This is a genomic window from Methylomonas rivi, from assembly GCF_024505165.1.
GTDB classification, from domain to species: domain Bacteria; phylum Pseudomonadota; class Gammaproteobacteria; order Methylococcales; family Methylomonadaceae; genus Methylomonas; species Methylomonas rivi.
Map to the genome: position 1 here is coordinate 42,022 of NZ_JANIBK010000011.1, position 13,495 is coordinate 55,516.

Below are 13,495 nucleotides of genomic sequence, written 5' to 3' on the forward strand. Positions count from 1 at the left end.
GCGATGGGTACGAAAGGAGGGCTGCGCCAGCGCGCCGAACGGCGGCTGGCCGAAACCGCGACGCAAAAAACGGCCGAAACGCAAGATCGGCTGCTGCATGAGTTGCAAGTGCACCAGATCGAGCTGGAAATGCAGAACGAAGCCTTGCGGGAAGCTCGCGTCTGCGCCGAGCAAGCGCTGGAACGCTATGCGGAACTGTTCGATTTTGCGCCGATCGCTTATTTTACGCTAGGGAGGGAGGGCATTATTCGCCAGACGAATTATTGCGGCGAAAAATTGCTGGGTAGCGAGCGGTCCGACTTAGTCGGACGTCATTTTGTCCATCGCATTTCCCAAGAGGATAGGAGCTTATTCAATCACTTTCTGGAAAAAGCGTTCACCGACGATGGGGTACGGAGCTGCGAGTTAACGCTACAGACCGATAACGATCCCTGCTGGATCGTCATTGAGGCGACTGCGGATATTAGCCGGCAAAGCTGTCTTGTCGCGGTATTGGATATCAGCAGCCGCAAACAGAGCGAACGGGAGTTACAACTGGCGGCGGCCGTTTATTTGACGCTGGAAGAAGCCATTACGGTGATGGATGAAAACAGCCGGATTATCGCCGTTAACCGGGCCTTTACCCAATTGACGGGGTACTCGGCGGAAGAGGTTGTCGGCCAAACCAGGTCGCTGCTTAAATCCGGACGCCAGGATGATGCCTTTTATCGGGATATGTGGAACAAGCTTAATACCAATGGGAAATGGCAGGGCGAGATATGGAACCGGCGAAAAAACGGCGAGGAGTACCTGGAGTATTTATCCATCAACACGCTGTATAACGACAAGGGTAAGGTCATCCGCCGGGTTGCCACATCCTCCGATATCACTGAAAAAAAACGCGCGGCCGAGATCATGCATAAACAGGCCAACATCGACCCTCTGACCGGATTGCCTAACCGGCGAATGTTTCTCGACCGGCTGCAGCGAGCCATCAATAAAACCCGCCGCGGACATCAGAAACTGGCACTGATGTTCCTGGACCTGGACCATTTCAAGGATATTAACGATACTCTGGGACACGACATTGGCGATCGTTTGCTGAGGGAAACCGCGCAAAGACTGCAGGCCTGCATTCGCGAAACCGATACCCTGGCGCGGCCCGGCGGAGACGAATTCACGCTGATTATGGGCGAACTGCAAGAAACCAACAGTATCGAGCGCGTGGCCGAAGCCATGTTGCGGACCATGATGGCGCCATTTCAGTTGAAAGGCGAACGTAGCTATGTTTCCGTCAGCATCGGCATTGCCCTGTATCCGGACGACGCCGACAATCTGGAGGAGTTGTTGAAGAAAGCGGACCAGGCCATGTATGCGGCTAAGGATATGGGGCGCGGCCGTTTCAGCTACTTCACGCCGGCCATGCAGGAAGCCGCCGAAGTTCGCTTGCGCTTGACCAATGACTTACGCCACGCACTGAGCGATCATCAAATCTGGGTGGCCTATCAACCCATTATCGACTTGGCAAGCGGTGCAATTGAGAAAGCCGAGGCATTGATTCGCTGGCAACACCCTACCCGCGGACAGGTCAGCCCCGCCGAGTTTATGTCCGTCGCCGAAGACACCGGTCTGATTACCGAACTAGGCGGATGGGTATTCCATCAGGTGGCCAAGCAGGTGGCCGATTGGCGCGCCGATTATTGCCCGCTGTTCCAGGTCGGCATCAATAAGTCTTCCGCGCAGTTTCACAGTAACGCCGACAAACTGAGCGATTGGTTGGAGCACCTGGAGAGCCTGGGACTGCCCGGCGGTTGTATTGCGGTGGAAATTACCGAGGGATTGTTGCTTGACGCTTCTGCCGTCGTTTCCGAAAAATTGCGGGCTTTAAAAAGCGCCGGCGTTCAGACTTCGCTCGATAATTTCGGTACCGGCTATTCGGCGCTAGCCTATCTGAAAAAATACCACATCGATTTCTTGAAAATAGACCGGAGCTTCGTTTCCAATCTGACCGCCAACTCCAGCGACATAGCTTTATGCCGCGCCATTATCCTGATGGCGCACACGTTGGGTATGAAGGTTATCGCCGAAGGGGTGGAGACGGACGAACAGCATGAATTGCTGATCCAAGCCGGCTGCGATTACGGCCAAGGCTATTTGTTCTCGAAACCGGTGTCCGCCGAAGAGTTTGAGGCACTGCTTAAGGCGACTCAAGTTAAAGGCTGAGTTGGGTTTCGAGTTTGTCAGCACAAATGACTCAAACGCCCCGACTCTCGTCGACAAATTGCTCGGTGTCATCGTCCAGTTGCCGACTGGCGCGTCCCAGCGGTTGATGCACATAAAGCGATTGCGAAAGCGCCTTGGCGCTGGCGAATTGGGTATCGCGAACCGGCGGTTTCATTTGATATTCGACCGGCATTTGATGATCGGCCAGTTGCAACGCCGGGTTGAATACCTTGTCGAATTTCCATAAATTGCCGACGAAATTGGTTTGCCCGCGCAACAGGTTGCCGCCGATGTTTTTCGACAGTTTCTTAATCGCCGACCAGCCCATGTGCTTGGTGAACATCACGCGCTGGGTCTCGATCAACTCGGCATAAAATTCTTCAAGCGACATCCGGGTCGGCAACACCGCGTGCTGTATGTCGAACAAGCGGTAATCGCGGGTCGTCAGCTTACGCGATTCGGTCAGCCAGCTCTCGGTGCCGGGGTAGGGCGTATTGACGCTGATATTGACGATTTCCGGCACTTCCTTGCACCATTCCCGGACCACCCTGAAACGCTCATGGTCCCAGTCGGTGTCGGCGATGATATTGATGGCAACCATAATGTCCAGCGAGCGGGCAAATTCCAGGGCTTCGAAATTACGGCTCAAATCGATGCGTTTGCGGTATTTTTCCAGGCCGCCTTCATCGATGGATTCGATACCCAAAAACAGATAACTCATCCCCAGCTGTTTCCATAGCCTGAACACATCCTTGTTGCGCAACAGCACGTCGCCGCGGGTTTCCAGATAATATCTTTTACGGATGCCTTTTCTGATCAGCGCTTCGCCGATTTCAAAGCCCATTTTCTCCTGGATAAAGGCAACGTCGTCGACGATAAAAACCCCGGGTTCACGAATACGCTGCATTTCTTCGACGACTTTATCGGGGCTCATCACCCGATAGCTGCGGCCGTAAAAAGTCCAGGCGCTACAGAACGAACAATCCCAGGGGCAACCCCTGGAGAATTCGATAGACGCGCACGGGTCCAGCATGCCCAGAAAATACTTTTTGCGGTGTTTGATCAAATCGCGGGCCGGCGACAGATCGTCCAGATTGGGGATGAACGTCGGTTGTCCGCCGCTGCCATTCATCGTCACCACGCCCGGTATGGCATGCAGAGTGGCTCGGTCGTCTTTCAGGGCCCTCAGCAACAACGGTAGACCCGATTCGCCCTCGCCCTTCAGCACGGCATCGATTTTACCTTCGCCGTGTTCCAACAATTCCTCGGCGGTGAACGAGGCACTATGACCGCCGATAAACACAAAGCTGTTCGGCAAGCGGTCTTTAGCCGCCTTGGCCAAATCGATCACCTCCGGCACATTGGCCAGATAATTCAATGAAAACGCCACGATGTCGGGTTGCCAGTCGTTCAGCAGACGGTTCAAGTCTTGATGCGATTCCACCTGCAAGTCGATCAGTCTAACCTGACAACCGCAGCGGCGGGCGGTTTCGGCGATCATTTCCAAACCGAGCGGTTCGAGGCGTAAAAACACCTTGGTGTACATCAACGGACTGGGATGAACGGCAAGAAACTTCATGGCCTTGATTCCTATAGTGACTAATGACTGTCCGTGGCGTTCCATGCTTGAGCATAACGGCCCTACGCAATCGTAGATTCGACTTCACTATAAGAAGCTAAGGCGCGGCGGTCAAACTTAATTCATTCAACGGATCGGTCCAAGCCGGCCCGGCAACAGCGATAGCGGGCTTATGTTCGACAGCGTACAGACCCGGCCCGAGCTTGTAGTTAATATCCATGGCAAGCATACAACACACTGTCCAATGCCTTTCCGCAAGCTTGATAGTTAACGGCAGCGTTTTCGGGCCAGTTTAGTCCACGGTTAATTACGCCATAACAGGAATATCCAATGAAAATCACTCATCAACACAAACAAGCACTACTCATGTACCTGGGCTGCATGGCCATCGCGCTCAGCCTGCCGGCCTGCCAGCAAGAAGGTTCGGCGGAAAAGGCCGGGCAAAAAGTCGATAAGGCCGTTGAAAGCGTCGGTCAAAATATCGAGGACACGACAGTAAAAGCCGGCCGGAAGATGGACGCCGTCAAACAGTCCGTGACCGAACAATCCGAAAAGACCGGCGCCTATATCGATGAGTCGGTTACAGCCTCCGAGTCCTCGCTGGAAAAAGCCGGCAAACAAATCGATCAGGCGATCAATAAAGCGGGAAATCAAATCGATAGCGTCAAGGAAGCGGTTGTCGATACCGGCGTGGCAACCGGCGAATATTTTGACGACTCGGCGATTACCGCCAATATCAAGGCCAGCATGATAAAAGACGAATTTTTGCAGGCCTCGCAAATTGAAGTCACTACCGTGAATGGCGTGGTGACCTTGAGCGGCGCTGTCGATTCCGAGCAACTGGTTGCGCGCGCCATCGGCTTGGCGAATAGTCAGGAGCATGTAAAGTCGGTGCAAAACCAGCTGATGATCAAAGCCGGCGTGCCGAGTCAGCAATGATGACTTATCGTTTCCGGCTAGGGTTAGCCGCCTTATTTCTGGCGCCTGTGACGTGCGTTTGGGCCGCGGCCGCTAACGACGCTTACATCGCCGGCTATGCCGCCGCAATGTTAAAGCATGATTTAAAACTGGATATGCCGACATTGACGGTAAAAGACGGCGTGATTACCTTGCCGGCGGCCGATTTGGCCGATCGCGAACGCGCGGAAGCCGTCGGAATCCTGTCGACCATCCCCGGCGTTGCGGCGGTCAAGGTCGCCGAAATCACCAGCGAACAGGCGACGGAAGCCGCCGCCATTACCGGTACCGAGGCGGTCGCGACAGCGGATTCGCTGATACTGCCGACCGGCTTGCTGCCGTCCGGGCATTTATTCAAACCCCTGTTGGCCGATCCGCGTTGGGCCCATTTTTCGGCGGCCTACCGCAATTACCAGAGTAACAATTTCGACGGCCGCGATATCGCGTCGGTGAGTTTCGGCGAAACCATACCGTTTTACCGCGCCAACTACGGGCATTCCTCGGCGCAATGGGAAACCGGCATTCAGGCCGGCGTGTTTAGCGATTTCAATCTGGGTGCCTCATCGTCCGATCTGGTCAATACCGATTTCATCGCATCCCTGTATTCCAGCGTGCGGGCCGGGCAGTTTTCCGCCTTCGGCAGGTTGTTCCATCAGAGTTCGCATCTGGGCGACGAATTTCTACTGCGCAAGGTCAACACCAAGTTCGAGCGGGTGAACCTCAGTTATGAAGGCGCGGATCTGAAATTGTCCTATGAGTTGCCCTATGGGGTCAGAATATACGGCGGCGGCGCCGGTTTGTTTCACACCGAACCGTCGGCACTGAAAACATGGTCGGCCCAATACGGTATCGAGTTTAGGAGCCCCTGGCGTTTCGAGCTTGCCAACATGCGGCCCATCATTGCCGCCGACATCAAAAATTACGAGGAAAACGATTGGAGTACCGATATTTCGGCCAGAGCCGGGGTCGAGTTCGACAATTTACAAGTCATGGGCCGCAAACTGCAGGTCATGGTCGAATACTTCAACGGCTTTACGCCCAGCGGCCAGTTCTATAAGGACAAAGTGGAATACGTCGGCTTGGGAGCGCATTATCACTTTTAAGCGCTCCCTGCAGCCTTGTTGGCTTGATTGAGTTCGATCTGTTTTTCATGGACTTCTTCTTGTGTTTCGCTGAGTTCTTGCTGTTTCTCGGGAAGGTCTTTTTGATTCTCTTTTACGCCGTCCGCGTAGACGGGATTTTTAGGGCTACAGTTCGGATTACGGTTTGGCGCCGCCGAACACGGGTTCCGATTGGAGAGAATCCATGGAGCCAAAGATAAATTCTTCACGATGAGGTAAGTATTCATGAACACGCCAATCACTAACGCAAAAACCGCCGAGGATTTTGCCGCGCTTAAAAAACTCACCGCTACGGTGTATCTGTGTCAGATATTGACCTTTGCCTTGGCGGGGGCACCTCTATTAGTCGGTGTGGCCATTAATTTCTTCTATCGCAACAATGTGAAAGATACTTGGCTGGAATCGCATTTTAACTGGCAGATCAAAACCGTTTGGGTCACCTTGGCGGGGTTTGCCTTGTCGGGGCTGGTATTGATGGTGGACATTCAAATCAGTCTGATCATTTTGATTCCGACCCTGCTGTTGCTGATTTATAGAATTGTCATTGGCTGGACGGCCTTGAGCGCCGAAAAACCTCTTACCGAGCTGACTTGATGGCTTGCCGCTCCTTGTTCTCCGCTGCCAAGGCTATCGGTTCGGCATGCGCCTAACAAACCGCCCGGCGCCAAGGTAACTCCTGCCGGCAACAATCCTGAGAAGGCAGGGATGTTATTTTTTGACAAAATTTTAATCTTTAATCCATCCGGCTCGCCGCCGTCCCGCATCCCAAGATGCGATCGTAAGTTTCTTGCTCGGTTCGATAGCATTCGCACGCGGCAGCCTCCAGGCCAGCGCGATCCAGAATCGTGATGTCGCCGCGCCGGTAACTGATCAATTTTTGCTGTTGTAGCGACAGCGCCGCTTTAGTGATGCCGACTCGGCGTACGCCCAATATATACGCCAGGAAGATGTGGGTGACATGAAAGGTATCGGCGTGGGCGCGGTCGTGCGTCATCAGCAGCCAGCGCGCCAAGCGCGCCTCCACCAGATGAAAGCGGTTGCAGGCCGCCGTTTGCGCCAACTGGCTCATCGATACGTAAAGATAGCGTTTTAGTTCCGATTGCAATGCCTGGCTCCGCGCCAGTTCATCCAAAAACAGCGGCGCCGCTATCCGTAAAGCGGTGCCGGCTCCCTGCACCAGCGCTTGAAACGGCGCGGTATCGATGTCCAGCATCAGGGTAATACCCAGCAAGCCCTCGTTGCCTATCAAGCCCACTTCCAAACCGTTATTCCGATTCACCGGCGTGACCAGGGAAATAAAACTACTGGTGGGGAAATAGACGTGCTGTATTCGGTCGCCGGCGCAATAGAGTATCTCGGCAAACACCAACTCAACCGGTTCGCAATGTGTAAGCACATTGCCGCGATCCTTGGCGGGAAGCGTTGTCAGGAGCCGGTTGGCGGCATGGATGGTTTGGATAGACGGCACGCTTGCCCTCCGGCGATGTCGTAAGAAGCCCGGCCGACGGTAACGGCGCTGCCGGGGCGGCCGGACAAGACAACTCCTCCGGGCTCGGGAAGACTACCGAAGTGGGATTTCGTTGTCTGTATGTTGGCGCACGTAGGCAGGCAGCGGCCGACGTTGAAATTTAGGTTCGAACCGGCGATATGTGCTTTAGCGTACAGACTATGGCGGAGCGATACCGCTAAAGTGTTATTGCCCGGCAGAAAGATTGGGAACTCGCGCCATGCATATCCATGCGGCAGGCCTCGGGTTAATCGCGATGCTGTCATGGCAAGAGACAATCTCTTGAGAGCTTAAAACTGTCAAAAGTTGTCGCTTTGTATCTCCAATACACTGTGTAAATAGGTAAGATTATGAAAATTAAATACTTTTTGGCGGCATTGCTTCTGTCTTGCGTTTCGCTTAGCGCGCATGCCGCAGGTAGCCCGATGAATGAAAGCTTTACAAACCTGATTGCCTTATCCAAAAACGCCATTGAGATAGGTAAAAAAGGCGATACCCAAGGTTTTATCGACAGTGCCACTGTTGCCTGGGAAGCATTAAAGGAACAAAACGAGAAAGGAAGCTCCATTCGCCTGCAAAGGGCTAATTCCAAACTCAAGGCAGCGATAAAAGCGGCAAAAGCCGGCAATTTGCAAGCAGGCATCGTCGAGGTTGAGCAAGGCATCGCGGACATGCAGGTCGATAAATAAGATTCAAGCTTGGGGAATGCTAGCCGATCGTTAACGGAAATCCGTTTTTTTCGATCGGCTAAATCCCCCCCTGATTTTCCGCCGTTGGAAGAATGGCGTGCGCTTCTAACCTAGCGGCATCGGGGGGGGGGGGGGGAAGAGTCGGTCCGATTCGGCTTTGACGACGTGGTAGCACTCGCAAACCCGGGTCTCCAGGCCGGGCCGGTCTAATACCGTAATGTGGCCGCGGCTGTACTGAATCAATCCTGCCTGCTGCAGTTTGCCGGCGGCCTCGGTGACGCCTTCCCGGCGCACGCCCAGCATATTGGCGATCAACTCTTGGGTCATGTTCAATTCGTTGCTTGGCAACCGATCCAGGCTTAACAGTAGCCAGCGGCACAATTGCTGGTCCACCGTATGATGCCGGTTGCAGACTGCGGTCTGCGCCATTTGGGTAATCAGCGATTGCGTGTAACGCAGTAGCAGGTGCAGCATGGCGCCGAATTGGTTGAATTCCCGCATCAGTTGATGGGCCCGCAGGCGGTAGGCGCGGCCCGAGCTTTGCACTACGGCCCGATTGGGCATGCTGCCGCCGCCCATGAACAATGCCACGCCGACCATGCCGTCGTTGCCGATAACGGCAATTTCCGCCGACGAGCCGTTTTCCATGACATACAGCAGCGACACAATGCAGGTGATGGGGAAATAGACGTAGCGCAATTCGCCGCCGGGTTCGTAAATGACCTCGCCTAGCGGCATTTCAATAGGCTCAAGATGCGGTCGCAACCGCTGGTATTCCTCGCCGGGTAGAGTGTTCAATAACTGGTTCAGAGCAGAATTGTCGAGATCGGTCATCAGCTATCCTCGATAGAAATGGGGGGAAATCGGATTGGCTCATTGGCGCAAGGCTAGTGTAACTCTCCAATGTTACGGGGTTGAGAGATTCCGCTCTGTTCGCTACAGCACGGATCATTTTGCCGGTTTTATGATAAGCCAGTCCGCTAAGTTATCCGCGGGCTTTGCGCGCGGGAATCGGCGCTATGTGCGGCAGCGTACAGACCGTGCATGAACAGCCGCTTAGACTGACCGTCGGCGCTTCAAGCCGTGTCGGGGCAATACTAAACTGTGTCTAAATCGGCTTGAAACGCCAAGATAATATACTTATGGGCCATGGGTGCCCCCTTCGCCGCGGCAATGTGCTCAACGTTGCGGCGTTTTTTTTGAACGGCCCATGGCCTGACGGACGCCGAACAAGTCCCAACCAGACCAGTGAAATCGGATAAACCTTAACCATGCTAACAGAAAACTCTTCACTGTCCGGTTCGGATACGGATTATGCCGATTTCTGTCGTTCTTCTTCAGTCCTGGACAGAGCCATTGCCTCGGCCAAGGATAGTCTTCTGGGTTTGCAAAACCCGGCGGGATATTGGGTGTTCGAACTGGAAGCGGATTGCACGATTCCCGCCGAATACATCCTGATGATGCATTACATGGACGAAATCGACCCGGCGCTACAGCGCAAGATCGCCAATTTCCTGCGCGGTCGGCAAAGCGCCGACGGCAGCCACCCGCTTTATACAGGCGGCGACGGCGACCTGAGCTGTACCGTCAAAACCTATTACGCATTGAAACTGGCCGGCGATTCGCCCGATGCGGCGCACATGCGCAAGGCGCGGCTCTGGATACTGGCTCAAGGCGGCGCGGCCAAGGCCAATGTGTTTACCCGCATCATGTTGGCGATGTTCGAGCAAATTCCCTGGCGCGCGGTACCTTTTATCCCGGTCGAAATCATGTTGCTGCCCAGGTGGTTTCCGTTCCACCCGGATAAGATTTCCTACTGGTCGCGTACCGTGATGGTGCCTTTGTCTATACTTTGCTCCAACCGGGTCAAGGCGCGCAATCCGCTCGAAATCGGCATCCCCGAGTTATTTATCCGGCCGCCGGCGCAGGAAAAACGGTATTTTTCTCATGTCAATACCCGGCTGGGCAAGGCCATTCTGGTGCTGGACCGTATCGGCCTGCTGATGGAACCCTTGATACCCGGTTTCGTGCGCCGCCAGGCGACCGCCAGGGCACAAGACTGGTTCATGGCCAGACTGAACGGTTACGATGGACTCGGGGGCATTTTTACCGCGATGGTCAATGCTTACGAGGCCATGGATTACCTCGGTATTTCCGCCGACAATGAGCAGCGGCAAATCGCCCGCGCGGCGATCGATAAATTGTTGGTCGTCAAGGGCGATACGGCCTATTGCCAGCCCTGCGTATCGCCGGTCTGGGATACCGGCCTAGCGGTGCTGGCGCTGCAGGAAGTGGAGCGGCATGGCCGGGAGCCGCATAGTGGGCAGTCCATTAAAACGGCCCTGGACTGGCTGGCCAGGAAACAATTACGCGACGAACCCGGCGACTGGCAAGTTCAGCGGCCCAACCTGCGCGGCGGCGGTTGGGCTTTCCAGTTCGGCAACAGTTATTACCCGGATGTCGACGATACCGCCGTGGTTGCCTACGCGATGATGCAATCCGATAGTCCGGAATTCGCCGGTAATATTCGCCGCGCAGCCAACTGGATTGCCGGCATGCAATCCAAAAACGGCGGTTACGGCGCGTTCGATGTCGACAATACCCATTATTTCCTCAACCAAATTCCGTTTGCCGACCATGGTGCCTTACTGGATCCGCCCACCGCCGATGTCAGCGCCCGCTGTATCATGTTGTTGGGCAAACTGGGTAACCGGCACCCGGACTACCGCGATGTCATTGACCGTTGCATGGCGTATTTGCGCAAGCAGCAGGAGGCCGACGGTTCCTGGTTCGGGCGTTGGGGCAGCAACTACATTTACGGCACCTGGTCGGTGTTGCTGGGCTTCGAGGCGGTCGGTGTCGATAAGCAGGATCCCGGCATTCGCAAGGCCGTTGTCTGGTTGAAATCCAAGCAACGCGAAGACGGCGGCTGGGGCGAGGGCAACATCAGCTATCACGATGCGGGCATCCGCGGCGAATTTTCCACCGGCACGGCCTTTCACACCTCGCTGGCGCTGTTGGCGTTGCTGGCGGCCGGAGAAGTAGGCTGCGGGGAAGTCGAGGCTGGAGTGGATTATTTACTGAAAAGTCAACGAGTCCACGGCTTCTGGGAGGACGAATACTTCAATGCGCCGGGCTTTCCGAAGTTTTTTTACCTGAAATACCACGGTTACGACAAGTTTTTCCCGTTGTGGGCGTTGGCGCGTTACCGCAACGAGATTCGGCGGCGCGTTTTGTAAAAGCGGTGGTTGGTGGTTATATCATTGCCGCTTTAAATTACGATACTGTGGGAGAGAATGTTTCCTTTCGGCTTCGGTATCTGCCTGGACGCTTCCTTAATCGTTGAGCTGTTCCGGCGCTATTAGCGTTGGCTCGCCCTTGGCGCCTTTCTTTACGGCGGTTTTTGTCTCGATTTTTACCCGAGCCGTGCCGTCTTCTTTCATGTCCAGTTTGTTGGCCGCGCCACCCGAGAGATCGATGACGCGATTATCGGCGTCAGGGCCGCGATCGTTGATAATGACCTCGACCTTGTTGCCGTTATCCAGGTTAGTCACCGTGGCCTTGGTGCCCATCGGTAACGTGGGATGAGCGGCGGTCATTTTTTTTTGATCGAACGTTTCTCCGCTGGAGGTTTCCTTGCCCTGGAATCCCGGACCATACCAGGATGCCTCGCCGACTTCCTTGTGAACGTTCGGTGCGGACTCGACGTTTGCCTTCCGGTCGTCTTGTCGGGACGTTTGGTCCGAACTACAGCCGGTGACGGCAACAAGTACACAACCCAGCAAGAGCGGCCGGAAAAACTCTGAATACCAAGGATGGAATGACACCGCCGTTCTCCCGATGTAAGTTGTTAGAGATAACTATGCGCTATATCGGTTGCCGGGTCTGTACTCTGGCGCACGCATGGCCAATGGCCATTGCTTAACGATGGGAAGCAGGGATGTTTATGCGCGCTTATGAACAGGCCCCAAGGCTAGAGACGGCGGTAGCGACAATTGAGCGACTCGCTGCCTGAATCACTACGCTCAAGGCGCGTTAAGGTTGGCGCATTTTCTTATGGTCCATCGATTTATGTTTAGACATCATTTTTAGGTGTTCGGTTTTCATCAATTCCAGTTGTTGGTCTTTTAGCGTCTGCAGCTTTTGCGGATCGGTTTCGGCCAGAATTTTGTCGGACAAGTCGTGCATTGCCAATTCATGCGCTTGCCTATCCTTGAGATGGGCTTCCAGCTTCGCGGGATCCATGCCGCCGGCCATGGCGGGATCGTTGGCTTGTTCGGCGCCACAGATGCTGTAGAAAGGGAGTAAGGCGGATAAAACAAGGATTCGGACGAAGCGTTTCATGGGGATATCTCCTGTCGTGAGGGAATTTTGCAACCGTTGGCAATAGCTATTGCCAAGCTGAGAAGATACCCATGCAACGGCTTCAAGTCCGTACGCTGTCGCACATTGGCGATAGCTCGGCCGGCGCGGAGGTTTAGTTATCGGTCGGCCAGCTATGGCTGATGTCCGTTAGCGCGATTTGCAACATCGGCGGCTCATCCGAGGTTGCGCGGTACTGGCAGTCGAGATGGGCATAAAAACAGGCGCCGTCGGCACGTTTTATTTGCAGACCGAAAGCCCGTTTTTCCGCGTTGCCGGCTGCCATGATGTCCACCAACAAGCGAAACCAACGGTCGCTGTCCCGGGGGGCGACAAACTTCGAGAAACGTTGATTGACCAGTTTGTCGCGTTCGTCACCCAGCAATGAAGCCCCGGTTAGATTGAGTGCGCTGATTAAATCTTCCCGGTTGAGGGAAATGTAGCCGACCGGGGCAAACTCATAAAGGTCCCGGTAACGGTTGCGAGCCTCCTGCAATGCATCGAGGGCGTTACGCAACTCGTCATTCTGCATCTCCAGCTCGATCTTGTGGACCAGTAACTCATGAACCAGCACTTCGGCCGGTTTGGCCTTCATTTCCTCTGGGGAAAAACTGGAAACCATGGCCTCGGCCTTCATTCTCAGCGTCTTACGCCGTTCAATGCCATTCCATTGTGGACTCATGCCGTATTCTCCTTTGAGCGAGTCGTGGTTGTCGTTCAATCAACGACGGATCGGTTTTATGGCCAAAATCGGCTCAGCGCTGGACTCTATCTTTATCCGCTGGCGCTGTATGTGCGCCAGCGAACTGTGTTGAGCGGCGGAAGCGCGTTTAATTATCCACGAAGCTTATTAGAAACGCTTGGTTTTAAACATAGTCATGGATTTGTATGCCATGGGCCGTGTATTAACCTGTTCCAATGCCATTCGTTTTGGCGTCGCTCGAAAGGACGCCAATCTTTCATAAGGATAAATATCATGAAAAAACTAAGCCCGTTCAAATACTCTCATTCGCTGTGCGGCATTGGCCTCTGTGCGGCGGCCGCCGCCTTTGTCGGCGGTTGCGCAAGCATGCCGCCG

Annotated in this window: 13 protein-coding genes; 6 read left to right on the forward strand and 7 right to left on the reverse strand. The window is 54.5% G+C overall.

The genetic code is table 11. The features are described from left to right. The first annotated feature begins 3 nt into the window (after window positions 1-3). Window positions 4-2,202 carry a putative bifunctional diguanylate cyclase/phosphodiesterase gene (locus NP596_RS03860; RefSeq protein WP_256613916.1) on the forward strand — a complete coding sequence of 733 codons (2,199 nt, stop codon included), beginning with the start codon at window positions 4-6 and terminating at the stop codon, window positions 2,200-2,202. 31 nt (window positions 2,203-2,233) lie between these two features. Here the strand turns inward: NP596_RS03860 and hpnR are convergent, their stop codons facing one another. Then, entirely contained in the window at window positions 2,234-3,781 is a 1,548-nt protein-coding gene (gene hpnR / locus NP596_RS03865) for a hopanoid C-3 methylase HpnR (RefSeq protein WP_256613917.1), read from the reverse strand. A 330-nt stretch (window positions 3,782-4,111) separates the two neighbouring features. On the opposite strand from hpnR, the gene NP596_RS03870 reads away from it, so the two are divergent. Together NP596_RS03870 and NP596_RS03875 are read left to right on the forward strand one after the other, a co-directional pair. Further along, window positions 4,112-4,720 carry a BON domain-containing protein gene (locus NP596_RS03870; protein ID WP_256613918.1) on the forward strand — a complete coding sequence of 203 codons (609 nt, stop codon included), beginning with the start codon at window positions 4,112-4,114 and terminating at the stop codon, window positions 4,718-4,720. Beyond that, complete coding sequence (locus tag NP596_RS03875) at window positions 4,717-5,841, forward strand: DUF1207 domain-containing protein (RefSeq protein WP_256613919.1); 1,125 nt, start codon at window positions 4,717-4,719, stop codon at window positions 5,839-5,841. Before NP596_RS03870 ends, NP596_RS03875 begins: the two co-directional genes overlap by 4 nt. Here NP596_RS03875 and NP596_RS03880 read toward each other — a convergent pair. Beyond that, on the reverse strand, window positions 5,838-6,086 hold the full coding sequence (locus NP596_RS03880; RefSeq protein ID WP_256613920.1) for a hypothetical protein: 249 nt from the start codon (window positions 6,084-6,086) through the stop codon (window positions 5,838-5,840). The two genes, NP596_RS03875 and NP596_RS03880, sit on opposite strands and share 4 nt — an antisense overlap. On the opposite strand from NP596_RS03880, the gene NP596_RS03885 reads away from it, so the two are divergent. After that, the gene (locus NP596_RS03885; protein ID WP_256613921.1) at window positions 6,085-6,453 is read left to right on the forward strand and encodes a DUF4870 family protein; all 369 of its coding nucleotides are present in this window, start codon (window positions 6,085-6,087) and stop codon (window positions 6,451-6,453) included. The two genes, NP596_RS03880 and NP596_RS03885, sit on opposite strands and share 2 nt — an antisense overlap. 139 nt (window positions 6,454-6,592) lie before the next feature. On the opposite strand, the gene NP596_RS03890 is transcribed toward NP596_RS03885, so the two are convergent. Further along, the gene (locus NP596_RS03890) at window positions 6,593-7,327 is read right to left on the reverse strand and encodes a Crp/Fnr family transcriptional regulator (RefSeq protein WP_256613922.1); all 735 of its coding nucleotides are present in this window, start codon (window positions 7,325-7,327) and stop codon (window positions 6,593-6,595) included. A 389-nt stretch (window positions 7,328-7,716) separates the two neighbouring features. Here NP596_RS03890 and NP596_RS03895 point away from each other — a divergent pair, with 389 nt between their 5' ends. Beyond that, the gene (locus tag NP596_RS03895) at window positions 7,717-8,055 is read left to right on the forward strand and encodes a small metal-binding protein SmbP (RefSeq protein ID WP_256613923.1); all 339 of its coding nucleotides are present in this window, start codon (window positions 7,717-7,719) and stop codon (window positions 8,053-8,055) included. A gap of 105 nt (window positions 8,056-8,160) precedes the next feature. Here the strand turns inward: NP596_RS03895 and NP596_RS03900 are convergent, their stop codons facing one another. After that, on the reverse strand, window positions 8,161-8,889 hold the full coding sequence (locus NP596_RS03900) for a Crp/Fnr family transcriptional regulator (RefSeq protein ID WP_256613924.1): 729 nt from the start codon (window positions 8,887-8,889) through the stop codon (window positions 8,161-8,163). A gap of 437 nt (window positions 8,890-9,326) precedes the next feature. Here NP596_RS03900 and shc point away from each other — a divergent pair, with 437 nt between their 5' ends. After that, window positions 9,327-11,294 (forward strand): squalene--hopene cyclase, encoded by a 1,968-nt coding sequence (gene shc / locus NP596_RS03905; RefSeq protein ID WP_256613925.1) that lies wholly within the window; start codon window positions 9,327-9,329, stop codon window positions 11,292-11,294. Between the two features lie 96 nt (window positions 11,295-11,390). Here the strand turns inward: shc and NP596_RS03910 are convergent, their stop codons facing one another. The 3 genes from NP596_RS03910 to NP596_RS03920 form a co-directional block, all read right to left on the reverse strand. Next, complete coding sequence (locus tag NP596_RS03910; RefSeq protein ID WP_256613927.1) at window positions 11,391-11,882, reverse strand: septal ring lytic transglycosylase RlpA family protein; 492 nt, start codon at window positions 11,880-11,882, stop codon at window positions 11,391-11,393. A 208-nt stretch (window positions 11,883-12,090) separates the two neighbouring features. Next, a complete protein-coding gene (locus NP596_RS03915; protein WP_256613928.1) occupies window positions 12,091-12,399 on the reverse strand; it encodes a hypothetical protein in 309 nt (102 codons plus the stop codon). A 133-nt stretch (window positions 12,400-12,532) separates the two neighbouring features. Continuing rightward, on the reverse strand, window positions 12,533-13,099 hold the full coding sequence (locus tag NP596_RS03920) for a PAS domain S-box protein (protein WP_256613929.1): 567 nt from the start codon (window positions 13,097-13,099) through the stop codon (window positions 12,533-12,535). Window positions 13,100-13,495: the final 396 nt, after the last annotated feature.

Excerpts from the sequence above, each read along its gene's own strand:
- NP596_RS03860 (WP_256613916.1), top strand. The coding sequence starts at position 4 with ATGGGTACGAAAGGAGGGCTGCGCCAGCGCGCCGAACGGCGGCTGGCC.
- hpnR (WP_256613917.1), bottom strand. The coding sequence starts at position 3,781 with ATGAAGTTTCTTGCCGTTCATCCCAGTCCGTTGATGTACACCAAGGTG.
- NP596_RS03870 (WP_256613918.1), top strand. The coding sequence starts at position 4,112 with ATGAAAATCACTCATCAACACAAACAAGCACTACTCATGTACCTGGGC.
- NP596_RS03875 (WP_256613919.1), top strand. The coding sequence starts at position 4,717 with ATGATGACTTATCGTTTCCGGCTAGGGTTAGCCGCCTTATTTCTGGCG.
- NP596_RS03885 (WP_256613921.1), top strand. The coding sequence starts at position 6,085 with ATGAACACGCCAATCACTAACGCAAAAACCGCCGAGGATTTTGCCGCG.
- NP596_RS03880 (WP_256613920.1), bottom strand. The coding sequence starts at position 6,086 with ATGAATACTTACCTCATCGTGAAGAATTTATCTTTGGCTCCATGGATT.
- NP596_RS03895 (WP_256613923.1), top strand. The coding sequence starts at position 7,717 with ATGAAAATTAAATACTTTTTGGCGGCATTGCTTCTGTCTTGCGTTTCG.
- NP596_RS03900 (WP_256613924.1), bottom strand. The coding sequence starts at position 8,889 with ATGACCGATCTCGACAATTCTGCTCTGAACCAGTTATTGAACACTCTA.
- shc (WP_256613925.1), top strand. The coding sequence starts at position 9,327 with ATGCTAACAGAAAACTCTTCACTGTCCGGTTCGGATACGGATTATGCC.
- NP596_RS03915 (WP_256613928.1), bottom strand. The coding sequence starts at position 12,399 with ATGAAACGCTTCGTCCGAATCCTTGTTTTATCCGCCTTACTCCCTTTC.
- NP596_RS03920 (WP_256613929.1), bottom strand. The coding sequence starts at position 13,099 with ATGAGTCCACAATGGAATGGCATTGAACGGCGTAAGACGCTGAGAATG.